This is a genomic window from Mucilaginibacter celer (assembly GCF_003576455.2).
GTDB classification, from domain to species: domain Bacteria; phylum Bacteroidota; class Bacteroidia; order Sphingobacteriales; family Sphingobacteriaceae; genus Mucilaginibacter; species Mucilaginibacter celer.
This window is the reverse complement of sequence record NZ_CP032869.1, coordinates 1,136,976-1,162,604: the sequence shown is the minus strand read 5'-3', so window position 1 is coordinate 1,162,604 and position 25,629 is coordinate 1,136,976. Positions and strand designations below refer to the sequence as shown.

The window sequence follows — 25,629 nt, the reverse complement described above, 5'->3', positions numbered from 1 at the left end:
GTTATATTTCGTTGAGGGCCTGCTCAATTTTGCTGTAAACATAATTGAGTTGTTCGTTAGTAATGCAATACGGAGGTAAAATATAAATAACGTTACCCAGCGGGCGCAATATAATACCCGCGGCTAAAAAGTAATGGTAAAGTTTATCCCGTAATGAGCTGAAGTACGATGTATTATCGCCCGTTTCCCACTCCATGGCTACGATGGTACCGGTTTGCCTGATGGTTTTTACCTTAGGATGATTGCGAATCCTATCGGCAAAAGCAGCATGCGAAGCTACAATCCTCGCTATATTCTCCGCAGTTTCCGGCTGTTGAAACAGATCGAGACTGGCCAATGCCGATGCGCAAGCGATAGGGTTAGCGGTAAACGAATGCCCGTGAAAAAGGGTTTTCAATTTATCGTCGGATAAAAATGCATCGTAGATCTGTTGGGTACAGGTCGTTAAACCCAAGGCCATGGTACCGCCTGTAAGCCCTTTAGAGAAGCACATGATATCAGCTTCCACCTCTACATAGTTTGTAGCGAAAGGCTTGCCTGTACGCCCGAAGCCGGTAAATACCTCATCGGCAATTAACAACACTTCTTCTTTACGGCAATGTGCCATTAATGCATTCAGATACTCAGCCTCATACATAATCATCCCCGCCGATCCCTGAACCAATGGCTCAAAAATAAAACAAGCTGTTTCAGATTTGAGATTTGAGATTTGAGATTTGAGACTTTCGATATTTTCTTTTGTAGGGATATCAATAAACTCTACCTCAAACAGTAAACTATCAAAAGCTTTAGTGAACGCGCTGCGACCGCTTACCGCCATCGCACCGAAAGTATCGCCATGGTATGCGTTATTGAAAGCTATGATTTTTGTGCGCTGATCGCCTTTGTTCAACCAGTATTGCAGGCACATTTTTATGGCTACCTCAATAGCGGTAGAGCCGTTATCAGAGTAGAACGCTTTTTTCTGGTTAGATGGCAGGATGGCCAGCAGGCGCTCGGCCAGTTCAACAGCTCCCTCATGGGTAAAACCCGCGAAGATTACGTGCTCCAGTTTGTGCAGTTGCTCTGATACTTTTTTGGCGATATACGGATGCGCATGCCCGTGGATATTTACCCACCATGATGATACTGCATCTATGTATTGTTTACCTTCTTCGTCAAATAGCAAAGCCCCTTCTCCCCTAACAATGCCTATCGGCGGTTGCGCGGTTTTCATTTGGGTGTAGGGGTGCCATATTACCTGTAAATCCCGGTGGGTAAGGTTCATAGTTCGTTTTGTAAAAGTTCAACCACACGTTTATCTGTCGGGAATTCAAAGTCGGTTACGCTTAAAGCGGTGAGTGGCACCCATCTAAAGGCCTGTAGCACTTCCCCTTCGCCGTCAAAATCAAAGGCTGCAGTTTTGATATTCAAATTAACAGGAGTTAAGCTCCTAACCAAATAATACACGCTGATGATCTGCGAATTATTAAAAGCTGATTTAACGGCAAAATCGGTGGTATAAAAATGACCTACAACCTCTATCTCGATATTGCACTCCTCCATAAACTCGCGTTTAAGGCCGTCAATCAGGCCCTCGCCCAATTCCAGGCCACCGCCGGGGAATTTGGTAAAACGGATGCCATATTCCTGCTCATCGCTTATCAGCAATTCGTCGTCATCATTCAGCAGCAGGCCGTAAACCCTCACGTTAAAATATTCCATTTATTCAAAGTGTTTTTTATTACGTACAACATTTTCCATTGTCCACGCTATGGTTTCTGTTTGCGCCTCGGTGCGGATAGGGCAATTAGGCATGCTGCAGTAGTGGCAGCAATCGGGCAAACAGGGGTCGGCGTGGATAAACAATTCGGTTTTGATACCCATATCCTTGTTGATCATTTTATCAACCAACGAGATTTCGGTATGTACCGTGTTCAGATCAAAATAGCTTGGCAAGGTCATGTGGCAATCAATGTGCAATTCATGACCGTATTTTTGTGCGCGAAGGTTATGCACATCAATCCATGATTCGCGACGTTTTTCGCTCAGCACGTGAATAATATCATTAACAACCTGCGTATCAGCCTCGTCCATCAACCCTCCTACCGATTTACGCACCAATTTGTAGCTGCTGTAAACTATATACAAGCCGACTAAAATAGACAGAACGCTGTCCAACCATAAAACATGGGTAAACTCAATCAGCAATAAACCAACAACGAGGCCGCCGCTGGTTACCGTATCGGCCAGTAAATGGCGGCCATCAGCATCCAACGTCATGGAACGAAGCTCTTTTCCCTTGCGGATCATGTAATAACCCAGGCCTCCGTTTATGGCACCGGTAATACCTATAATAACGGCACCGGTAAACAAATCATGAATTACATTGGGATAAAAAAAGCTGTAGGCCGATTTTACAATGATGATACAACCGGCAATACCTATCAAAGCCCCTTCAATAAAAACCGAAAAAAACTCAACCTTGCCATGGCCATAAGGGTGGTTCTCATCTCTCGGTAGCGACGACAGGTAGATACTGTAAAAAGCAAAGGAGCTTGCTATTACGTTTACAATGCTTTCGGCGGCATCGGTTAATACAAAGTTGGAGGCTGTTAAAAAGTAGGCACCAAATTTCGCTAACATCAGCACTATGCCCGTAACAAGCGAAATTAATATGATCCTTTTTTGTTGATTCAAAGCAAAGGGTTATTAGGCCGCAAATTTAAAAAATAACAACCGTAAGTAGCAGTAAAGTTATTTTCTATATTTGCCGCGATAACACAATTTATATGAGCGCATTAAGTACCCGGATACAAAACCTGTCCGAATCTGCAACAATTAAAATGGCCAAACTGGGCCGTGAACTTGCCGCTAAAGGTGTCGACGTGATCAGCCTTAGCTTTGGTGAGCCTGATTTTCATACTCCTGAGCATATTAAGGAAGCAGCAAAGCAGGCCATGGACAAGAACTTTACCTACTACACACCCGTAGCAGGCTACCCTGATCTTCGTAAAGCCGTAGTTGCCAAGCTCAAGAATGAGAATAATTTGGATTATGACGCTGCCGACATAGTTGTTTCAACAGGTGCTAAACAAGCCATCGCCAATGCGGTATTATGTTTGGTTGATCCGGGACAGGAAGTAATTATCCCTACACCGTACTGGGTATCATACAGCGAAGTTGTTAAACTGGCCGAAGGCAAAAGCGTTTTCATCAACACCACCGTTGATACCAACTTTAAAATTACTCCTGAGCAATTAGAGGCCGCTATTACGCCAAACACTAAATTGTTCATGTTTTCATCGCCATGTAACCCTACCGGCAGCGTTTACACTAAAGACGAACTGGAAGGCCTGGCCAAAGTATTTGAGAAACACCCACACGTTTATATCCTGAGCGATGAGATTTACGAGCACATCAACTTTGTTGATAAGCACGAATCTATCGCGCAGTTTGATGCTATTAAAGATCGTGTAGTGATCATCAATGGCTGGTCGAAAGCTTTTGCCATGACCGGTTGGAGAATTGGTTACACAGCCAGCACCAAAGAGCTTGCTGCAGCATTTGACAAAATGCAGGGCCAGGTAACTTCAGGTACCTGTTCAATTACCCAACGTGCCGGTATTGCCGCCTACGAGGGTGGATTAGAGAGCGTTTTGGAGATGCGCGCGCAATTCAAAAAACGCCGCGACATTGTATACAAATTATTAAGCGAGATTGAAGGTGTTAAAGTAAACCTGCCCGATGGCGCGTTTTACTTCTTCCCAAATGTTACCTCTTTCTTCGGTAAAAGCTATGAAGGCCGCGTGATCAATGATTCGGACGACTTGAGCCTTTACCTGCTTGAAGAAGGCCACGTAGCCACCGTAGGTGGCGATTCGTTCGGTGATCCTTCATCTATCCGTTTATCTTATGCTGCCGCTGAGGATAAGTTGATTGAGGCTATGAGGAGGTTGAAGGTTGCGTTGGGTAAGTTAGCCTAATTGGGATTTCGGAATTTGGATTTTCGATTTCGGATTTTTCTGAACCGGGATTTGGGGGGATTAAGGGATTAATAGGATGCTTAGCAAATTCCGAAAATTCTTTAATTCGATAAATTCGAGTTTGACTTGTCCTAAAAAAGGTTGACAGTGATTTTATAAAAATAAAGATAATTATTGTTTGTTTGTCGTGTTAGGATGTGGGTAACGCGTAGCGTTATCCACATCCTAACACGTTTTTCTTTTTTTGCTTCTTTTTTTCTTTTTAAAAACGGGCGTTTGTTGTTGATAACTACCCGGCTGTCTCCTCCCTTTTTGCAGGTTTACTCTTATAATTGTTCCTCCAGAGGCGTTTGAGTTTAAACTTTCTGGTATGTACCAGTGCAGGTGTTAACATCGATATGCTGCTATGAGGGCGTAAGTAATTATAAATATTGACTGCCTGTGTCACAGCAGTTCTTGCATCTTCAATATCTATGAACGATGGCTTTAGTAGTTCCATTTTCAGGATCCCGTTTACCCGCTCAGCAATCGCATTGTCTCTTGGATCCCCGCTTTGGGTCATGCTAATATCTATGTTGTTCTCCTGTAGTGTTTTTATATAATCGTGGCAACAATATTGCGTCCCCCGATCTGAGTGATGGATCAATTCTTTTTTATTCTGACGCCCCTCAATAGCCATTTTCAATGCTAATATGCTGCCTTCGGCTGTAAGGTTCCCGCTAACATGAAAACCAACGATCTTACGGCTATAGGCATCCGTTACAAGGCTCAGATAAGCAAATTCACTGCTGAGTTCAAGGTAAGTGATATCACTTACCCATAACTGTTCTGAGCGCGTAGGGACCATGTTTTTGATCAGGTCGGGATATTTCTTCATCCAGTGATTGGAATCAGTAGTTTGTGGTTTACCACGCCGCTTTTTGTTCAACAAGCCATACTTGCCCAGCATCCTGAAAAAGTGATCTCTACCCATTTTTAATTTATGGGCCTTGATAAAAGGGGCCAAAAGGAAGAATAGTTTACGGCCTCCGATACGGGGCTGTAAATCCCTGTAGCCGATAACCTGCTGAACCAGCAATTCCTCCTTGATGGGTTCCTCCTCTTCCAATAAACGTCGCTTATAATAGGCTTGGCGCGAATACCCAGACAGTGAACATAACAGGGATAAGCTACAACCCTGGCTTTGTTCTACTTTCATGACTGCCTGGGGCCAGCTTTTTTTCTGATATCGGTGCCATACTGCTCATCCGATATATCAATCATTGCTTCCAGTAGATGGATCTTCAATTGGGCTTTACGTAACTCTTCCTGTAAGGCCTTGATGTCCTCTGGCATGCCCTCCCGTTCTTTTGCCACTTGAAGGGATGCTGCCCTTTGCGCTATTTTATTGTTCTTTTTCTTTTCTTCCACAACCCATCTTGATACGCTCGCGTTTCCGAATCCGTATTTCTGCCCTAATTTAGCTGATGTTGTGCCGCCCGCCAAATATTCTTCTATGGCAAGCGCTTTTCTTAATGTATAATCCATTGCTGACTACTTTTGTGTCAACCTATAGCAGGACAAGTCAGTTCAGACAAAAAATCCTATTAATCGAACAAATCCACCCAAATCCCGGTTCAGAAAAAAAAGGTCGGCTCGCAATTGGCAAGCCGACCTTTTTGTATTAGTATTAAAATATTTCTAAATCCTAACAATCATGGTTCATTACAAACCGAAGCCATAAGCTATCCTCAAACCAACCAGGCCGTAATTATCCCCCGAGCCTGAGAAGTTTTCATAACGCACACCTACGTCCCACGATTTGGTTGCATAACCTAAGCCAGGAGCAAGGATCAGCTTGGTGTTTTTAGAAGCGCCTTCTACCACCGGGTGAACTTCAAACCCGGCACCAGCTTCGCCAGCCAGGTAAAATCCACTACCCACAAATGCTTTGATACCTGCTTTTACAGGAATTTCGCCAAGCGACCTGCCGTTGTAAACATTTTTAACTACGTCTGTCGCGAAAAAATTATAGTAACCCGAGGTTAATGTCAATGCCAGGTTATCGCTTACTCCATATTGTAAACGTGCAGTACCACCAAGCATAAAATGCGAACGGTAATCGGCGTTACCTGTTGGGATACCTGTTTCAAGGCCGATGCCAAAACGCAGTGCATTGGCCGGTGTAGTTTGAGCTTTTACATTTGTTCCGATAAATATAGCCGCAGCTGTAAACGCAGAAGCTATCATTTTAGTCATTGTTTTCATAGTTGTGTTTTTTAGTCAAATTCTACAATGCTTCAATTTTTAAATTTTCATTGTATTAACCCCATATTAACAAATACTTTGCCAGTGCAGCTTAAATTTGACCGTGCCAAAGTACATTAGCAAACTACCATCCATCAAAAAAACATTGCTGAAATAGTTTATTTATTGAATATCAGGCAGATTTTATTGAAGATTTTGTAACACTATAAAAGGCATTTCCACAAAAATCCATCGACATTATTTTCCAAAAACTGTTTGGCAAACTCTTCAAAAGTGTACACAAACCTGAATTTTTCGCTATAAAAACGGAGCATTAACGATGTATCGTTGCGTACCAAAACGCCTAAAAACAAAAAGAGAGAAGCACCGGCCTCTCTCTTTTTACAAAATTTAAACAATATGCTTAAACCTCGGGTTCGTGACCTTTTTCGGGTTTATAGTTTTTTTCAAGCTCGGCAAGCTTTTCTTTACCGTACGCTCCCTTGGTTATCAGGTAAAACAACACCGGCACTATAAATATAGCAAGCGATGTAGCAGTAAGCATCCCGCCAAACACCGTCCAGCCAATGGTTTTACGTGCTTCGGCACCGGCGCCTGATGCTATCATAAGCGGTACAACGCCTAATATAAAGGCCATCGACGTCATGATAATTGGCCTTAAACGGAGCCTTACAGCCTCGAGGGTAGCTTTTTCAAGGTTCATACCGGCATCCACACGTTCTTTGGCAAACTCCACAATCAGGATGGCGTTCTTGGCCGCCAAACCTATCAGGGTAATCAAACCAATCTGCGCATAAACATTATTAGTCAAATCCGGCCAGAAGGTAAGGAACAGGATCGCTCCAAATGCACCCAACGGTACTGATAACAATACCGAGAACGGCACCGACCAACTCTCATACAAAGCCGCCAGAAACAGGAATACGAAGCCGATTGACAATGCGAAGATGTATACCGTTTTTGATCCCGACAATAACTCCTCCCGGCTTAAGCCCGAAAACTCGTAGCCATAACCCTGCGGCAATACCTGGGCGGCGGTTTCTTTGAGGGCCGTAATGGCATCACCGCTACTGTAACCAGGCTTGGTACTACCGTTAATCTCGGCCGAGCGGAACAGGTTGTAATGCGAGATCAACGGCGAGTTTTCAATTACCTTGTACGAAGTAAGCGTGCTTAAAGGCACCATAGCTCCGGATGAGTTGCGCACAAAATACTGCCCTATATTCTGCACATTGGTACGGTAACTGGTGTCGGCCTGGGCCACCACCCTAAAGTTACGGCCATAGATAGTGAAATCGTTAATATAGGTACTACCCAAATAAGTTTGAAGTGCAGTGTTTACATCAGATATTGCTACGCCCAGCTTTTTAGCCTTTTCCCTGTCAATTGTTAGCTGGTAAGCAGGTGTACTGGCCGTGAAGAACGAGAATGCCCTCGCTATCTCCTTACGCTGGTTAATGGCACCAAGGAAGGTACGCAATGTTTTCTCAAAAACCTTGATATCTCCGCCCGCCTGTTTCTCTTCCAAAATAAAAGAAAAACCGCCCGTGCTACCCAAACCCGGAATTGCCGGCGGCTGAATTACTACCACGTTGGCCTCTTTGTATTTAGCCAGTTTCTGGTTTAAGCGTGCTACAAGCGCAGTTATTTGTTGCGATTTCTCTTTACGTTCATCCCATGGTTTCAACTGCACAAAGATGGTAGCACTGTTTGATTTACTTGCGAAGCTGATGGCGTTCAAACCACCCAAAGCGGCGTAGTGCGCAATTTCGGGCACACTATCAAGCGTGTGCATCATCCGATTCAATACATCAACTGTACGTCCTGTTGATGAAGCTTCGGGCAAATCATAAGTGATGTAAACACGACCGTCATCCTCCAACGGGATAAAGCCTGATGGTTTACTTCTGAATAACAGTATCGTACCGATAATAATACACACCAGTATTATGATAATGTACCTCGAGTTTTTGATGCTCTTGTCAACAGTATTACGGTATCTCCCGGTTACCCGGGTAAACCAGTTGTTAAATTTGAAGAAGAACTTGTTTAAGCCGGTCGATTTTTCATCAATTTTATGCGGCTTCAATAACAAAGTACACAGCGCGGGCGTTAATGAAAGCGCAACAAAGGCCGAGATTAACACCGAGATAGCGATGGTAATTGCAAACTGCTGATACAAGCGCCCAACTATACCAGGCACAAAGCCTACGGGCACAAACACCGCCGCCAAAATCAAAGCGATGGCTATTACCGGCGCCGAAATATCGGCCATGGCATGTTGGGTAGCTTCTTTAGGTGTCATGCCCTCTTCGTCCATATAATGCTGTACCGCTTCTACTACCACAATCGCGTCATCCACCACAATCCCGATAGCCAGTACAAAACCAAATAGCGTTAATGTATTTATCGTAAAATTGAGCGGGATAAAAAAGATGAACGTACCGATAATGGATACCGGGATAGCCAGTACCGGGATTAGCGTAGTACGCCAGCTTTGCAGGAATAAAAACACTACAAGGATAACAAGGCCGAGCGCTATCACCAGTGTTTCAACCACCTCCTCAACAGATACTTTCACTACGGTCACCGCCTCAAACGGAACTACATAATCAATATCGGCCGGAAAGCTTTTTTTAAGCTCGTTCATGGTAGCGTAAACGTTATCAGCCGTTTCGAGCGAGTTACTGTTTGGTGCCTGGTAAACCAGCAGATACGACGCACGTTTACCATCCACAAACGAATTACCGGAGTAGTTAAATTTACCCAATTCAATCCGGGCAACGTCCTTTAAATGCACCACGCCGCCGTTGTTAGGCTGCGTTCTGATCACCACGTTACCAAACTCTTCAGGCTTACTCAAACGGCCTTTTACAATTACCGAATATTCGAAGGTTTGTCCTTTTAGCTGCGGTGTGGCACCTACAGTACCGGCAGCTACCTGCGCGTTTTGTTCCTGCAGGGCGGCCGTAACTTCCTGGGCAGTCATGCCCAATGCAGCAAGTTTATCAGGGTTAAGCCAGATGCGCATACTGAAATCATCGGCACGGGTAACTACGTCGCCCACACCTTTGGTACGTAAAATGGCGTCCTTAATAAATACGTTGGTATAGTTATCTGTAAAAGTAACATCGTGGCTGCCTTTGGGGCTAAACATGGCCACCAGCATCAAAATACTGGGGTTACGTTTACGCACTACCATACCTAAACGCTGTACTTCCTGCGGCAGCGTTGGCAGGGCAATACCTACGCGGTTTTGTACGTCCAACGCAGCAATATTAATATCCGTGCCTACATCAAAGTTAACGGTCATGCTCATTTGGCCGTTGCTGCTGCTGTTACTTTGCAGGTAGGTCATGCCGGGCACACCGTTTACCTGCACTTCCACCGGGGTGGCTACGGTTTGCTCAACGGTTAATGCGTCGGCACCTATATAGTTACCGCTAACAGATACTGTTGGCGGCGTAATATCAGGATACTGGCCTATAGGCAGGCTGGTGATTGACAGGATACCTACTATTAATATCACCAGTGATATTACTATGGCGGTAACCGGTCGTTTTATAAAGGTATCTGCAATCATGCTTTCTTTCTGTTAAGTTTTCCGGGGTAGATACTGCCCCTCGTTAAGCTTAAAATTTTTGCTATCGGTATAAAAAATTATTTTTTTTGCGCTGCGCCTGCCGGAGGGCCAGCCAGCGCTGTTGTTACCTTGCCGCCATCGCGCAAACGCTGAAAGCCATCGGTAATTACATTGTCGCCCTGTTTTACACCATCGAGCACTACTACATTATCATTAACACGGGCCCCCAATTTTACCTTTACCTGTTTGGCAATGGTATCGCGCCTGTCTTTAACCGTTTTATCCTGAGCGGTATCTTTAACAGTAGTATCCCTTGTTGTAAAAACAAAAAACTCACCCATTTGCTCAATAACGGCTTTATAAGGAATCTGAACCCGTTCGCCCGACTGGTTGTTGAGCACCTGCAAAACGCAGCTCATACCATCCTTCAACACATCTTCCTCGTTAGGAAACTGGATCCTTACCCTGATGCTGCCTGTCTGGTTGCTCACCCCCCTGTCAACAGCCAGCACCTTGCCCGGCTTGTTGTATTTGCTGCCGTCAGGCAATACCAGTTTAAAGGTGCTGTCGGTGCTTGATTTTTGGAGATTATAAAAACGGTTAATATCCTGTTCATTAATCACTACGTCAACGCCAATAGGATGCTCGGCAGATATGGTGTTTAACAGTGTAGTACCCACCCCAACCTGCGAACCAAGCCTTACCTGCGAAATACCAATGCGGCCGGTAAACGGAGCCGTGATAGTAGCGTACGACAAATCGGTACGGGCCGACTCTAAAGCTGCTTTGGCTACAGCTACCTGGCTTTTGCTGGTTTCAAAAGCTGCCGTTGCCTGATCGACTGTTTGGCGGGCAATAGCATCGTTTTTCAACAACATGTTATACCTGTCAATATCTTTTTGAGCTTTAACAAGGTTGGCTTCGGCGCTTAATACATTGGCTTTGGCCTGATCATACGCGGCCTGGTACTTGCGTTTATCAATTTCATACAATACTCTTCCTTTTTGCACCACATCACCCTCTTTAAAAAATATCCCGGTTACAAAACCCGGCACCTGGCTGCGTAACTCTACCGTGTTGATAGAAACAACAAGGCCCTGGTACTTATCATAATAAACCGCCTCGGCAGTTTTGGCGCTGGCAAGGTATACCGATGTTGGCGGCATAGCCGGCGTACCTGCTTTTTGTTTTTTACCGCATGATGCCCATGTAAGCAATACCGCGGGAGCTAACCAATATATATATCTGTGTTTCATGTAGAAAGAGGATTGTTCGTTTTATACTGTTGTGATTGTTTTTGTTTTTTTGGCCGATATTATTGCGGTTCGCCAACCGGCAGTATGCCCAGGGCCCGCTGTAAATCTATTTTACTGCTCAATAAGTTAAACAGGGCGTTATAATAACTTAACTGCGCCGTACGCAGGTCTGATTGTGCTACAATTACATCAAGGTAGGTTTTTACACCCTCGCGGTATTGCAGGCTCACCACCTTATATACATCTGATGCCAGGTCAACATTTTCGCGGATTAGCCTGTAGCTGGCGTAGTTACTTTTGTAAGCAGCCAGCGCCTGCGTGTATTGGGTGTTGATGGTATTTTTGGTGTTCACCAAGTCGAGATCAGTGCGCTGAACGGTTAACCGGGCTTTGGCCAGGTTTTGCAGGCGTTTGGTTCCCTGGAAAATAGGCACCGATAATGTTAAACCCACATAACCGGTTGGGAATGATTTATCATACAGATCGGAAAAATCATGACTGAAATAGGCATGCTGATAACTGCCCACCGCCGATAGCGATGGCAAAAACCCGAAGCGGTAGTAGTTAACATTAAGGTTATTAAGTGCCTTGGTTGTTTCAAGCAGGCGGTATTCAATGCGGTTATTCACGTTAAGCGTTTGCAGGGTATCAATACTGATTTCCTGTTCATACCTTGTCGAATCGTACGAAAGGCTTACCGGTGTTTCTGCATTTACGCCCATAATTTGCTTCAGCAAGGCGGTTTTGCTTTTTATAGCCTCTTCGGTTTGCTTGCGGGTAGCCAGCGAATTATTTAAGGCGATGGTAGCCTGCTTGTAATCGGTAGGATCAGATACGCCCGCATTGTACCGGTTTCTGGCATCCTTTAAGCTCCGCTGCAGGCGGGTGATATCGGCAATAGTGATATCAAGCTGCTTTTCGGATAATAAAACATCAAAAAAAGCCTTGCTTACGTCGCTTACCACATCAATCTGGCTGCTTAGTGTATTTTCCTTGTAGTATTGGCGCGAATACCTTTTGGCCCTCGATGCCAGAAAGACATCATTATTATAGATAACCTGCGAAGCGGTTACCCCCAGGGTAGAAAGGTTGCGGATACTGCCGGTATTGCTCGGAATATTTGCACCAGATGCCCCGGCCTGCGGGCTGCCCTTGTAATAATAGTTATATAAACCCGATCCGTTTACCTGCGGTAACCATCCCGATAAACCGATACGGATGTCCCGCTCGTTAATCTGCTCATCTATAGAGGCTTGTTTTACTGCCGGTTGGTTGCGCAAGGCATAATCAATGGCCTGCTTTAAGGTCACGGGCCCGGTAATACTGTCGGCCGGGGTTTGAGCGAAGGCTCTGGTATGTAAAGTTAATGTTAAGAGAAGTACAAAATGCGCAAAAAGGTACCTGGTTTTTTTCATACGGTGGCAATAGATATCAGTGTATATCAAGCAAAAATGATAAAGAAAAGTTTTATAATTAGTGCATGATTCGTACAGGGGTATGCGAATATGTAATTAATATTACGATTTTTAAATCAGGAACAAGAATTTTACGTAAAATTTGCAGAAATTATACAATTAAGCGTGATTTATGGGGTTTTTACAAAAAAATGAAAATAAGAGCCTCGATATAAACAAAAAAATTAATTAATTTGCCTTGTAAGAATTTGTGTGCTTCTTAAGTACTATTGATACGTAATAAGCATTTATTAAAAAAATTTACACACACCGTATAAGTTATATGCTTATTCATGGTATTTTTACACAAAATTTAAGCAGAGTTAATATACATGGTTAAAAAACTACATGGGAAGATTGCTCAGTTCCAGGTGGCTAATATGCTACGGGAGCGTGGTCTGTACCCTTATTTCAGGCCTATCGAGTCTGCCCAGGACACAGAGGTTATTATTGATGGCCAGCGGGTATTGATGTTTGGTTCTAACTCTTATTTAGGCCTTACCAATCACCCTAAGATCAAAGAAGCTTCAAAAAAAGCAATTGACAAATACGGTACAGGTTGTGCCGGTTCACGTTTTTTGAACGGTACACTCGATATCCATATCGAGCTTGAAAACAGGCTTGCCAACTACGTTGGTAAAGAAGCTACTGTTTTGTTCAGCACCGGTTATCAGGTAAACCTTGGCGTACTTTCGTGCGTTACCGGTCGTAACGATTATATCATCCTTGACGAGTATGACCATGCTTGTATCATTGATGGTAGCCGTTTATCGTTTTCAAAAGTTATCAAGTATGCCCATAATGACATGGCCGATCTTGAGCGCAAATTAAGCATCCTTCCTGAAGATGCCGTGAAGATCATCGCTGTTGATGGTATTTTCAGCATGGAAGGTGATATTGTTAAACTGCCTAAAATTGTTGAGCTTGCCGCTACTTACGGTGCCAACATTATGGTGGATGATGCGCACAGCCTTGGTGTAATTGGTGATAAAGGTGCAGGTACCGCCTCACACTTTAACCTTACCAATGATGTCGACCTGATCATGGGTACCTTCAGTAAATCATTAGCATCATTAGGCGGTTTCATCGCTGCCGATCAGGATACTATCGATTATATCAAACACCGCGCACGTTCATTAATGTTCAGCGCGAGTATGCCTCCGGGTTCGGTAGCCAGCGTAATCGCTGCTCTGGATATCATCGAATCTGAACCTGAAAGGATCGAAAAACTTTGGGATAATACCAACTATGCCATGAAGCTTTTGTTGGAAGAAGGTTTTGACCTTGGCCCAACCGAAAGCCCTATTTTGCCGATCTATGTTCGCGACAACGAAAAAACTTTCGCGGTTACCAAACACTTACAAGCTTCAGGCGTGTTTGTGAACCCGGTTGTATCCCCTGCCGTTCCGTCCGATTCATCTTTACTTCGTTTCTCATTGATGGCTACCCACACTTTCGATCAGATTGACGAAGCTGTTGAAAAACTATCAAAAGCCTTTAAAGAAGTTGGTGTTGACGCCGCTTCTGTTAAAGAAAAAATATAATGAAAACATTATTTTGTGCATTTAGCTTACTTTTATTTTAAGGTAAGCTGAATGCACATTATTTTTATAAGGCATACCAATTTGCCCTGCTAATCCATCACCCATGATTACAATAGTAACGGTTAAATCAAAAAAAGAACTGGCTTCGTTTATTGATTTTCCGCATGACCTGTACAAGAACGATCCTTACTACGTTCCCGAACTGTTCATCGCCCAAAGGGATCTGTTAACCATCCACCCTTTCCATAAGCACAACACCGTACAACCATTTTTGGCTTACGATGGCGATAAAATTGTTGGCCGTATTGCCGCTATTTTAAACAACGGGCATAACGACTACAGCCATGTAAATGATGGTTTCTGGGGATTTTTTGATTGCATTAACGACACCAGCGTATCTACTATACTTTTCGAAACCGTTACCAAATGGCTGAAGGAAAAAGGCGTTACCGGTAAACTGTTAGGCCCTACCAATTTTTCAACCAACGAGCCTTGCGGTTTATTGATTGAAGGTTTTGACAGTTCGCCATTCCTGATGAATACTTACAATTTTGAGTATTATGCCAAACTGGTAGAAAACTTTGGTTTTACCAAAGATGTAGACCTGATATCATGGCATTGGGATGGGCAGCATTACGATGATAAGTCGGTACGCCTGCTAAACTCGCTCGAAGAGCGTTTAAAACGCAGCGATATCGTGATCCGTAAGATCAACCTTAAAAAATTCAAGGAAGAGGCTGCTAAGCTCCGCGAAGTGTACAACTCGGCCTGGGATAGCAATACCGGCTTTGTGCCGCTTACCGATGAGGAGTTTGATTACCTGGCAAAAGACTTGAAACTGATCCTTGACCCTGATTTTGCCATTGTTGCCGAGCAGCATGGTAAAATTGTGGCCTTCGGGTTGGCACTGCCAGATTATAACGATATTTTCAAAACCATAAAACGTGGCAGGCTGTTGCCTACCGGTATCTTTAAATTGCTATTCGGTAAAAAGGCTATCCGCGGCATCCGTATTTACGCGTTGGGTGTTATTGAAGATTACCGCAAAATGGGCATCGAAGCCTGTTTGTACGGCACCATCATCAGGGAATATAAAAAGAAAGGTTATGCCCACGCAGAAGCCGGCTGGACATTAGAACATAACGACATGGTGAACCGCGCCATTGAGGCGATAAAAGGCGATCCATACAAAAAATACAGGCTATACCAAAAAGCGATATGAAGGAACGGGTTTTAATAACCGGTGCAAGCGGATTTGTAGGATATCATTTGATAGAGGAGGCTTTACAAAACAACCTCGAAGTTTTTATAGCGATACGCAAAAGCAGCAAGACCGATCATCTCAAAAACTTCGATATCCAATACGTATACCCCGAATTTAACAACCAGGAAGCGCTCAAAACGCTCCTGGCCGAAATTAAGCCCGACTATATTATCCACGCCGCGGGCGTAACCAGCGCCCGGTCTGAAGGTGAATACAACCGCATCAACGCCACCTATACTTATAACCTGGCTTCGGCAGCAAAAGAGGCCTGCCCTGCTTTAAAAAAGTTTGTTTTGGTTGGCAGCCTTGCAGCAGTTGGCCCCCTGGATACTTTAAACGGCTGGATAACCGAAACCACAACACCAAAACCGGTTACCGCCTACGGCAGAAGCAAACTGCTGGCCGAGCAAAAACTGAAAACAGTTGCCGGTTTAAACTATACCATACTAAGGCCAACCGCTGTTTATGGCCCACGCGATACCGGCATATTTATTTTTTTTAAACAGGTAGTTAAAGGCATTGAACCTTACATTGGCAGCGCGCAGCAAAAGCTGAGTTTTATATATGTTAAAGACCTGGCCAAGGCCTGTGTTAAAGCATTATACGGTGGTAATAACCAAACATTTAACCTGAGCGACGGCAATTTTTACAGCCGTTACGAGTTAGGTAATATCACCAAAGAGGTGCTGAAACTAAAAACGCTCAAGTTTCATTTGCCTGTAAACTTTGTAAAAATAATTGCAGCTGTGTCTGAAAAACTGAGTTCTTTGAGAAATAAAGCCGCGATACTGAACATTGAAAAATTAAATGAACTAACAGCCACCAACTGGCACTGCGATATTGAAGCAGCTAAATCCGATCTCGGTTTTTATCCTTTGTACAATCTGCAAGCCGGCATGGCCGAAACACTAAAATGGTATAAAGCCCACAAGTGGCTTTAAACCCTCCAAACTCGCTTAACCAAATAAATTGTTACATAAAATGAAAATTAACATCACACCAGCCAATGGTAAGCTCGGCGTACTGATCCCCGGATTAGGCGCAGTAGCCACTACCTTGATTGCCGGCGTAGAGGCCGTTAAAAAAGGCATCTCGCAGCCAATTGGCTCCCTCACGCAAATGGGGCACATCCGCCTGGGTAAACGGACAGAAAACCGTAACCCTAAAATTAAAGATTTTGTGCCTTTGGCCAACCTTAACGATATTGTTTTTGGTGGCTGGGACGTTTACGAGGATAACGTATTTGAAGCTGCATCTAACGCGCAAGTGCTTGAATCAGGGTTGTTACATGCCGTGAAAGCCGAGTTAGAAGCTATCAAACCGATGAAAGCCGCGTTTGACAAAAACTACGCTAAAAACCTTGATGGTACCCACGTTAAAACCGGAACCCGCCTTGAGCTTGCCGAGCAGGTAATGGAAGATATCAAAAACTTTAAAGAGGCTAACGGCCTTGACAGGGTTGTTTTAGTATGGTGCGGATCAACCGAGATCTATTACGAAGCATCGGCTGTACATCAGTCGTTGGCTGCTTTTGAAGAAGGTTTGAAAAACGACGATAAGCTGATCGCCCCAAGTATGATCTATGCTTACGCGGCCTTAAAATTAGGTGTACCTTTCGCTAACGGTGCCCCTAACTTAACCGTTGATATCCCTGCTTTGGTAGAGTTGGCTAAATTAACCAAAACCCCTATTGCAGGTAAAGATTTCAAAACCGGTCAAACTTTAATGAAAACCGTTTTGGCTCCAGGTTTGGCAGCCCGTTCATTAGGTGTACACGGCTGGTTCTCAACCAACATTTTGGGTAACCGCGATGGCTGGGTGCTTGATGATCCGGACAACTTCAAAACCAAAGAAGTATCAAAACTGGGCGTGCTGGAAGATATCTTCAAACCGGAAGATAACAAGGAACTTTATGGTAACATTTACCACAAAATCCGTATCAACTACTATCCTCCGCATGGCGATAATAAAGAAAGCTGGGATAACATCGACATTTTTGGCTGGTTAGGCTACAAAATGCAGATCAAAATCAACTTCCTTTGCCGCGATTCGATCCTGGCTGCCCCTATCGCGCTGGATCTGGCTATCTTCTCTGACCTGGCTAAACGTGCCGGCATGAGCGGTGTTCAGGAATGGTTATCATTCTACCTGAAATCGCCTCAAACCGCACCTGGTTTGCCTGCAGAGAACGATATCTTTAAACAACTGATCAAACTGGAAAACACCCTGCGTTACATCATGGGTGAAGACCTGATCACCCACCTTGGGTTGGATTATTACGAAGACGCTTTTGCGGGACAGTAATCGCCGATTGACGATATAACGTTACAAACAGCCGTGAGCAGCTAAGCCTGCCTTACGGCTGTTTTGTTTTTGTTTGGTAAAAATATACACTGTTCAGTAACAATATTTTAACAGGGCTGTCTTATTTCGGGTTAATGAAACGATATGTTAAAAAATGTTATTTAAGTTACCGCTTTATAATTTAACAGTATAGTTGGAGTTTAAATAACATCTAATTATCAATGCATTACGTATTTAAAAACATCAAACTGAAAAACATTTTAAGCCCGGTAAATACCGCGCTCATTTGCTTTATCAATGGTTAATTTATAGTTACGAAAACGTGTTTCAGGCCCTTGGGTAAACAATATTTGACTTTTTGACCACATTAGTCTGTAGTGATTTTTTTTACCTTTGGCCTGTTAATTGTAAACTCCGATAATCATCTGCCCGGAGTGTAATAAAGTTCATCAAAACAGGTTTAAATACGGCAGATACCTGGAAAACAAAAAGAGGCGGGATATTAAATCTGCCGAAAATATAGAATAACTAATACATACATCTTTATAACAGGAACAGCGGTATTGCGGTGGAAAAAAGAAGTTTGTATTCGCACAATTGCACAAAATACATGGATTTTAAAAGAATTTATAAAAGCTTATTTTTCCTGATACTGTTCTTTTCCGCTTCGGCATTGTATGCGCAGCAAACGGTAATAACGGGTACCATTACCGATGCCGCTAACAGGCAAACCTTACCATCTGTAAGCATCTCGTTTACAGGAACAACCACAGGAACCACCGCCGACGTAAACGGCAAATACCGTTTGGTAACTTCCAACCAGGCGCTAAAACAAATAAAAGTTTCATTTTTAGGCTATAAAGACGCGTTTTTAAGCGTTGTTCCGGGTAAAGAACAGGTGATTAACGTAAAGCTGTTTACGGCATCGCAGCAATTGAACGAAGTGGTTGTAAAATCGGCCAAAAGAACCACGAGGTACCGTAATAAGGATAACCCGGCGGTAGAGCTGATTCGTAAAGTTATTGAAAACAAGGAAAAGAACCGTCCGGAAGCCTATAACTATGTTGAGTATAAGGAATACGATAAGATGATGTTTGCGCTCAGCAACGTATCGGCCCAGTTTTCTGACAGGAAGTTTTTCCGCAAATACAAATTCATTTTAGATAACCGCGACAGCTCGCTGATTCCGGGCAAATCATTATTGCCTATTTACCTGGATGAGAAATTACAACAGGTTTACTACCGCAAAAACCCTGAAAAAACCAGGGAAAACGTATTAGGCCAAAAAAGCGTGAATTACGGCCCTGGTATTGATAATGAAGGCCTTACCCAATATTTCAAGCACTTGTACAATAAGGTTGACATTTACACCAATAACGTATTTTTAATCACCAGCCAGTTTTTGAGCCCTATCTCGGATAACTCGCCAAATTATTATAAATTTTTTATTGCCGATACTATTGTTGATGAGCATAACCAAAAGCTGATTAAGCTTGATTTTACACCGCGTAACACTACCGATGTATTGTTTGAAGGCAGTATTTACATTACACAGGATGGCAATTTCGCCGTTCAAAAGTGTGATTTAACCATCAACAAGCATATCAACATCAACTTCATCAGGTCGATGACCGTTAACCTTGAGTTTCAGCAAAACCCTGATGGCCGTTACCACCTGAGCAAAAGTACAACCATTGCTGATTTCGGCGCTTCAAAAAAAGATGCCAAAAGCGGATTATTCGGCATCAGGGCCATAACATTTAGTAATTACGTGGTGAACAAAGCCCGCCCCGATACTACTTACCAGGGATCGCCATATGCCGAACTAAGCGATGAGGTAAAACACCGACCCGAATCATTCTGGCAGGAAAACAGGCCCGATACGCTAACCCTTGCCGAATCGAAAGTTTATAAAAACATTGATAGTCTGCGCAATATGCCGTCGTTTAAACGTACGGTTGACATCGCGACCCTTTTGCTTGCCGGTTACAAAGGCTTTGGTAAATTTGAGTTAGGCCCGGCCAACACTTTTTACAGCTTTAATCCGGTTGAGGGTTTCCGCCTGAGGGTGGGTGGCCGTACCACGCCGGAATTAAGCAAGCGTTACTATTTTGAAACGTATGCCGCGTATGGCTTTAAGGATGAGCGCTGGAAGTACTTTTTAAGTGCAACCTACTCGCTTAACGATAAATCGATCTATCGTTTCCCACAACATTATATCCGTGCAAGCTTTCAGCGCGACACCAAAATTCCGGGTGCCAGCCTGCAGTTTGTACAGGAGGATAACTTCCTGCTATCATTTAAACGTGGTGTGAATGATAAGTTTTTGTACAATGATTTTTACCGCTTTGATTATGTGCACGAGTTGGAAAGCCATTTTTCGTACGCTATGGGCTTTAAAAAATGGACGCAAGAACCTGCCGGATCATTGTATTTTGACAATGTGGTAAATGGCACTCCAAACTCCATTCATCACTTAACCACTACCGAGCTAACCGGAAGCATACGCTGGGCGCCGCATGAGCAGTTTTACCAGGGTAAAATTTACCGGATCCCGATCCCTAACAAATACCCTGCCTTCGAGCTTGACTATGCAACCGGTATTAAAGGCTTGTTTGCGGGCGAATACAACTACCAAAAACTTGATTTCCGTGCCGATAAACGTTTCTATTTTTCGCAGTTAGGTTATGCAGATATCAACCTGTCGGGCGGTAAAGTTTTCGGTGCTATCCCATATCCTTTGTTAACCATACACAGGGCCAACCAAACTTATGCTTACGATATCGATTCGTACAACTTAATGAACTTTTTGGAGTTTGTGAGCGATAAGTATGCGAGCTTTAGGATCGACCAGCACTTCAGCGGGTTCTTCTTTAACAAAATACCTTTGTTAAAGAAACTTAAATGGCGCGAAACCGCTTCATTAAAAGTACTGTATGGAGGTTTGTCTGATCAGAACAACCCAGGTATCCACCCATCATTGTATCAGCTACCGGTTGATGCCAATGGGGTACCAATTACCTACACCTTAGGCAAAACACCTTATGTTGAAGGTAGTGTTGGTATTGAAAATATATTTAAATTTATACGCATAGATTTTGTAAGGCGCTTCACTTACCTTGATCAGCCGAACGTTGCCCAGTGGGGACTTCGTACCAGGGTTAAATTCGACTTCTAAAAATCATTGCACCTAAATACGAGAGAGAAAAATGGAACAGCAAGCAACAACATTAAGAAAATCTTTTAGAACCAGCCTGCAATTGGGTATTTATAAGGTTATTGATCCGTTTGTGAAGATCCTTATAAAAATCGGCCTTACCCCTAACGCCGTTACCACTATTGGCTTTGTACTTAACGTAGGCGTGGCCGGCATCTTTATTTTAGGTGCCGAAGAAGGTAACCGCGGCGACCTGAGCTATGTTGGCTGGGCCGGAGGATTAATTTTGTTTGCGGGCCTGTTTGACATGCTTGACGGACAGGTAGCCCGTTTAGGCAATATGAAATCGATATTCGGAGCATTATACGATTCGGTATTGGATCGTTACAGCGAATTGATCATGTTTTTGGGCATCTGTTACTACCTGGTAGCTCATCACTACTTTTTAAGCTCGATAGCTGCCTTTATAGCCCTCATCGGCTCAATGATGGTAAGTTATGTTCGTGCCCGCGCCGAAGGCCTTGGCGTTGAAATTAAAGGCGGTTTAATGCAGCGCCCGGAACGTGTGGTAACCATCGGTTTGTTTGCAGCCTTATCAGGCATTGTTGCTCAGTATATCGGCGGTAACTATAAACTGTTTATCCCGGGTATCAAATTTCATGTATTTGAAACCATATCGATATTTACCATACCGTTGGTTGTACTTGCCGTGCTAACCAACATTACCGCTTTTAACCGTTTGCGTGAAGCTAAAAAAGCTTTGATGAAGCTGGAAGAAGAAGGGAAATAAGTTGGCAGTTTTGAGTTGACAGTTTGCAGTTATGAGTGAAAACTACATAACTGCTTCTTAACTTAGGCTTACAACTCCCGGCAAAATATCATATCTTCGCAACAATAAAATAAAGGCATTTACAAAAGGCAATTTCTTTGCTAAAATTGCCTTTTGCTGGTTAATAGCCATTCGTCCCTTAAAATATTTAAACACACCATAAACAGGCAGAGAGATCCTGAAAGCATTTTCAAACCTGATTATACCATGAAAAAGAAATATATATCCAACTCGCAGGAATCTGTGAGGATGTTTAAAAGTGATTTTTTAGAGGCCCTTTCAAAAGTGCACTGGACTGTGCCTTTGTATATTTTTGTACCTGTTATTGGATATTGCAGCTACAAATATTTCGACGTTATGGGCTTGAATATATTAGGCTACCTCGGCCTGTTTGTTTTCGGCCTTTTTATCTGGACCATCACCGAATACGTAATGCATCGCTTTGTTTTCCACTACCAGCCAAGCGAAAAACTGGAATGGGCACAGCGCCTGCATTTTATTATGCACGGTGTACACCACGATTACCCAAGCGATGCTATGCGTTTGGTGTTGCCTCCTTCTTTAAGCATCCCGCTGGCTACCGGCTTTTTCTTTTTGTTTAAATGGTTACTGCCGGTTGATTATATCTGGGGATTTTTCCCGGGCTTTATTTTGGGGTACCTGATCTATGATATCTCGCATTATGCTATGCACCACTTTAATTTTAAAAGCGGGCTGTTCAAAAAAATAAAGCAACACCATATGCTGCACCACTACCAGGATCCTGAAAAAGGCTACGGTGTAAGCTCACCATTCTGGGATAAAATTTTCCGTTCAGATTTCTTAAAAAAATAGCATGAGCAATGCCAACCCCGGCGTAACGGTAAACATCCGCTCGATCATTGTCGTTTCGCTGCTTTCTGTCGCTTACCTGGCATTTTCAACTTTTTTGATAGGTTATAAACCCGACGAGTTAACGTTGGTAGTGATCTTCAATGTGCTGTTTTACGCATCGGCTATAACCCGCAAGTTTATTTTAGGCTTCACTATTTTTATAGTGTACTGGATCATTTTTGATTACATGAAGGCCTTCCCCAATTACAACTATAACCCCGTACACATAGCCCAGCTGTACAACGCCGAAAAACATTTGTTCGGAATTCATTTCAACGGCAAATTGCTTACCCCAAACGAGTACTGGCTGGCCAATACCAAAACTTATATCGACGTAATATCGGGCCTGTTTTATTTATGCTGGATCCCTGTACCCCTGGGTTTCGCAGCATACCTGTTCTTCAAAAACAAAAAGCAGTTCCTTAATTTTTCGCTCACATTTGTGTTGGTGAATATGCTGGGTTTTATAGTATATTACACCTACCCCGCAGCACCACCCTGGTTTGTGCAACAACACGGCTTCCATTTTATCCCGCTAACTATGGGTAATACCGCGGGGCTCGCCAGGTTTGATGCATATTTTCATGCGGATGTTTTTAAAAATATCTACACCAAAGGATCGAATGTTTTTGCTGCTATGCCGTCGCTGCACTCCTCTTACCCGGTTATCGTGCTTTATTATGGTTTGAAAAACCGTCTGGGTTGGGTTAATATTTTCTTCGCAATAGTTACTGTCGGCATTTGGTTTACCGCCGTATACGCAAGTCATCACTATGTGTTAGACGTGCTTGCCGGTATTAGCACTGCTTGTTTAGGCATCGGGCTTTATAATTTGATGCTTAAGAAAATCTCTGCTTTGCAATCAGCTTTGAATAGTTATCAGCACGTGATTTCGTAGAAATAAAAAGACGTCTTAGCTGTAAAATAAAAACCGGGGCCTCTGAAAGAAATATGACATTATTGGGCGGGAGGGCCTGTCACCCTTAGCTTGTCGAAGGGTCGCGCGTAGAGGCCCTACCCACCATGCTTCGACAGGCTCAGCATGACACCCATTTTTAAACATGTCACAGGTAGGAATGAAGCAATCATGTTTCGAAGTTTTTACTCCCGACTAATGTATAAATTCCGGTTTTATATACGCTTCTCTGAGCCTGAACTCCTCCCTGTGGAAAACAATTTCACAGTTGTTGATTTTTTCATAAACGGCTATCCTTCTGAAAAACAGCCTCCCAATGCTCATAATCGCATAAAATATACTTCATATTGACAATAGCGCCCTAACATTCATTTAAACAGGCACACTATTTGACTAAGAATAAGCAGATTAATTGTATTTTCGAGTAATCGGTTCATATGAAGAGACTTATCACTCTGTTTATTATTACTACCGCCGCCTTTAACCTGCCCGCACACGCGAGCGAGCTGGACAGTCTTAAGCAAAAATTACAGATCACCAGCGATTCATTGAAAGGCCCTATCTATACGCAAATAGCTGCTCATTACCTTGGTTATGATACCGTTTCAACCCGGAGGATGAAATATTATTTTCAAACCGAGGCACTGAACTACACCATGCTTGCCCTGCACAGCTATTCGGCCTATAATGATACTTTGGGGTTACGTACCAGCTTTAATGCGTTGGCCAAAGTATATCGCTCCCAACGCAAATTTAGCCAGGCCAAATGGTTTATTCTGCAATCAAACACTATATCAAGGCAACGAAAGGATACACTAAACATTATAGCCTCGCTGATAGAACTTGCTGCTATAAAAAGCGATATTAAAGACTACAAGCTAAGCATGCTCGATCTTAACGATGCCTTAGCTCTATCCTTAAAAACACACGATCCTAAAAAAGAATCGATAGTACAGGTAGGTTTTGCCGAGTTGTACCGCAAAATGAACGATTACGATAAGGCCGCCATCGCTATAAAACGTCACGAGTTTTTAGATGACAGCCTGAACCAGGTAACGGTAGACAGCGTTACCCAGGTAAACATGGCCAAAACCATCGAGCTTAAAAAGAAAGACTCGATACTGGCCAAAAAAAAAGTGCTTACCAGCAATTACAAGCGCAGGCCAATGCTAAGATCAGCCAGGAGCGTAACCTTACAACCACCCTCATTATTGCTCTTATCCTCGTCGTTATAAGTGTTATTTTTTACAGGCGACGCAGGAAACCAAGGCAATAAATTAAACTACAGGCGCTTAATATCGTCCAACCGGTAGCATGAAAAAGTTAATAATTATGTTAGTAGTGCTGTTTGGCTTTAACAGCGCCTATAGCCAAAGCAGTAACCAGTTTAAAGCCGAGTTTTTGGCGAGAATTAATGCCGTACGCCAAAAAGGCTGTAACTGCGGCAGCAGGTACTTTCCGCCTGCTCCTCCCCTTACCTGGAACAATGATCTGGAAGATGCAGCTATTGGTCATGCCAAAGATATGGCACGGAAGAATTATTTCAGCCATACCAGTAAGGATGGCCGGAGCATGGAAGACCGGATTGTGTTTGCCGGCTACAAATTTAAAGGTTATAAAAGCTTTGCCATAGGCGAGAACATAGCACAGGGCCAGCTCAGCATCCCCGAGGTGATGGACGGCTGGTTTAAAAGCGAAGGCCACTGCCAAAACCTCATGAACCCCGATTTTAAGGAAGTTGGCGTAGCCGAATACAAAACCTACTGGGTACAGGATTTTGGCGGGCGGACAGAGTTTTCGGCCCAGCAGCAGAAGTTGATCAAATCAGGAAAATATAGGTTGATACAGGAGAAGCCGGTGGAGAGGCATTAATTTTTGTCTGAACCCGAATTTATCGAATTAGAGAATTTATCGGATTTAAAATAGCATTCTGCGAATTCGCCCAATTCAATAAATTCGAGTTCAGACAACTTATTCCCCTTTATTTTCCATCTTAGGTTTCGGCTGCCGCGGCCCGCGTTTGTAAATAATCAACCCGTTTAAAAAATTGCGCAAAATCTGGTCGCCGCAGGGTTTAAAATTGGGGTGATCATCGGCACGGAAAATAGCACCTATTTCTGCTTTGGTAATCCTGAAATTTACCAGTGCCAACACTTTGATGATATCGTCATCGGTAAATTTCATGGCCACCCGCAGCTTTTTCATGATATCGTTATTGCTCATTGTATCTCTTTTAT

The 25,629-nt window shown here is 43.4% G+C and carries 21 protein-coding genes; 11 read left to right on the top strand and 10 right to left on the bottom strand.

Going from position 1 to position 25,629, the window contains the following annotated elements; all coding sequences use genetic code 11:
- Position 1 precedes the first annotated feature (1 nt).
- Genes bioA through HYN43_RS04690 form a run of 3 tightly spaced genes read right to left on the bottom strand, consistent with a single transcriptional unit; the run spans position 2 to position 2,679 of the window.
- Complete coding sequence (gene bioA, locus HYN43_RS04700; protein ID WP_119408348.1) at positions 2-1,267, bottom strand: adenosylmethionine--8-amino-7-oxononanoate transaminase; 1,266 nt, start codon at positions 1,265-1,267, stop codon at positions 2-4.
- A complete protein-coding gene (locus HYN43_RS04695) occupies positions 1,264-1,704 on the bottom strand; it encodes an NUDIX domain-containing protein (RefSeq protein ID WP_119408347.1) in 441 nt (146 codons plus the stop codon). Before HYN43_RS04695 ends, bioA begins: the two co-directional genes overlap by 4 nt.
- Positions 1,705-2,679 (bottom strand): cation diffusion facilitator family transporter, encoded by a 975-nt coding sequence (locus tag HYN43_RS04690; protein ID WP_119408346.1) that lies wholly within the window; start codon positions 2,677-2,679, stop codon positions 1,705-1,707. It lies immediately after the preceding gene.
- 92 nt (positions 2,680-2,771) lie between these two features.
- Here HYN43_RS04690 and HYN43_RS04685 point away from each other — a divergent pair, with 92 nt between their 5' ends.
- Positions 2,772-3,965 (top strand): pyridoxal phosphate-dependent aminotransferase, encoded by a 1,194-nt coding sequence (locus HYN43_RS04685; protein WP_205589870.1) that lies wholly within the window; start codon positions 2,772-2,774, stop codon positions 3,963-3,965.
- Between the two features lie 289 nt (positions 3,966-4,254).
- Here HYN43_RS04685 and HYN43_RS04680 read toward each other — a convergent pair whose 3' ends face one another.
- From HYN43_RS04680 to HYN43_RS04655, 6 genes are all read right to left on the bottom strand, one after another.
- The gene (locus HYN43_RS04680; RefSeq protein ID WP_119408345.1) at positions 4,255-5,163 is read right to left on the bottom strand and encodes an IS3 family transposase; all 909 of its coding nucleotides are present in this window, start codon (positions 5,161-5,163) and stop codon (positions 4,255-4,257) included.
- The gene (locus HYN43_RS04675) at positions 5,160-5,492 is read right to left on the bottom strand and encodes a hypothetical protein (RefSeq protein ID WP_119406542.1); all 333 of its coding nucleotides are present in this window, start codon (positions 5,490-5,492) and stop codon (positions 5,160-5,162) included. The genes HYN43_RS04680 and HYN43_RS04675 overlap by 4 nt, the downstream gene beginning before the upstream one ends.
- Before the next feature lie 177 nt (positions 5,493-5,669).
- The gene (locus HYN43_RS04670) at positions 5,670-6,212 is read right to left on the bottom strand and encodes a hypothetical protein (RefSeq protein ID WP_162996316.1); all 543 of its coding nucleotides are present in this window, start codon (positions 6,210-6,212) and stop codon (positions 5,670-5,672) included.
- A 403-nt stretch (positions 6,213-6,615) separates the two neighbouring features.
- Positions 6,616-9,795, bottom strand: coding sequence for an efflux RND transporter permease subunit (locus HYN43_RS04665; protein WP_119408343.1), 3,180 nt, complete (start codon positions 9,793-9,795; stop codon positions 6,616-6,618).
- Between the two features lie 77 nt (positions 9,796-9,872).
- The gene (locus HYN43_RS04660) at positions 9,873-11,051 is read right to left on the bottom strand and encodes an efflux RND transporter periplasmic adaptor subunit (RefSeq protein WP_119408342.1); all 1,179 of its coding nucleotides are present in this window, start codon (positions 11,049-11,051) and stop codon (positions 9,873-9,875) included.
- 59 nt (positions 11,052-11,110) lie between these two features.
- Positions 11,111-12,466, bottom strand: coding sequence for a TolC family protein (locus HYN43_RS04655; RefSeq protein WP_119408341.1), 1,356 nt, complete (start codon positions 12,464-12,466; stop codon positions 11,111-11,113).
- Between the two features lie 371 nt (positions 12,467-12,837).
- Here HYN43_RS04655 and spt point away from each other — a divergent pair, with 371 nt between their 5' ends.
- From spt to HYN43_RS04605, 10 genes are all read left to right on the top strand, one after another.
- Complete coding sequence (gene spt / locus HYN43_RS04650) at positions 12,838-14,049, top strand: serine palmitoyltransferase (protein ID WP_119408340.1); 1,212 nt, start codon at positions 12,838-12,840, stop codon at positions 14,047-14,049.
- Positions 14,050-14,152: 103 nt separating this feature from the next.
- A complete protein-coding gene (locus HYN43_RS04645; protein WP_119408339.1) occupies positions 14,153-15,271 on the top strand; it encodes a GNAT family N-acetyltransferase in 1,119 nt (372 codons plus the stop codon).
- Entirely contained in the window at positions 15,268-16,254 is a 987-nt protein-coding gene (locus tag HYN43_RS04640; protein WP_119408338.1) for an NAD-dependent epimerase/dehydratase family protein, read from the top strand. Before HYN43_RS04645 ends, HYN43_RS04640 begins: the two co-directional genes overlap by 4 nt.
- 40 nt (positions 16,255-16,294) lie before the next feature.
- Positions 16,295-17,617, top strand: coding sequence for an inositol-3-phosphate synthase (locus tag HYN43_RS04635; protein WP_119408337.1), 1,323 nt, complete (start codon positions 16,295-16,297; stop codon positions 17,615-17,617).
- Between the two features lie 610 nt (positions 17,618-18,227).
- The gene (locus HYN43_RS04630; protein ID WP_119408336.1) at positions 18,228-20,795 is read left to right on the top strand and encodes a DUF5686 family protein; all 2,568 of its coding nucleotides are present in this window, start codon (positions 18,228-18,230) and stop codon (positions 20,793-20,795) included.
- A 31-nt stretch (positions 20,796-20,826) separates the two neighbouring features.
- Complete coding sequence (locus HYN43_RS04625) at positions 20,827-21,564, top strand: CDP-alcohol phosphatidyltransferase family protein (RefSeq protein ID WP_119408335.1); 738 nt, start codon at positions 20,827-20,829, stop codon at positions 21,562-21,564.
- A gap of 246 nt (positions 21,565-21,810) precedes the next feature.
- On the top strand, positions 21,811-22,437 hold the full coding sequence (locus HYN43_RS04620) for a sterol desaturase family protein (RefSeq protein ID WP_119409256.1): 627 nt from the start codon (positions 21,811-21,813) through the stop codon (positions 22,435-22,437).
- A 1-nt stretch (position 22,438) separates the two neighbouring features.
- Positions 22,439-23,374: a phosphatase PAP2 family protein gene (locus HYN43_RS04615; RefSeq protein ID WP_119408334.1), complete on the top strand. Its 936-nt coding sequence runs from the start codon at positions 22,439-22,441 to the stop codon at positions 23,372-23,374.
- A 455-nt stretch (positions 23,375-23,829) separates the two neighbouring features.
- Positions 23,830-24,627 (top strand): hypothetical protein, encoded by a 798-nt coding sequence (locus HYN43_RS04610; RefSeq protein ID WP_119408333.1) that lies wholly within the window; start codon positions 23,830-23,832, stop codon positions 24,625-24,627.
- 79 nt (positions 24,628-24,706) lie between these two features.
- Complete coding sequence (locus HYN43_RS04605) at positions 24,707-25,264, top strand: CAP domain-containing protein (RefSeq protein WP_119408332.1); 558 nt, start codon at positions 24,707-24,709, stop codon at positions 25,262-25,264.
- Between the two features lie 99 nt (positions 25,265-25,363).
- Here the strand turns inward: HYN43_RS04605 and HYN43_RS04600 are convergent, their stop codons facing one another.
- Positions 25,364-25,615 (bottom strand): DUF1456 family protein, encoded by a 252-nt coding sequence (locus HYN43_RS04600; RefSeq protein WP_119408331.1) that lies wholly within the window; start codon positions 25,613-25,615, stop codon positions 25,364-25,366.
- Positions 25,616-25,629: the final 14 nt, after the last annotated feature.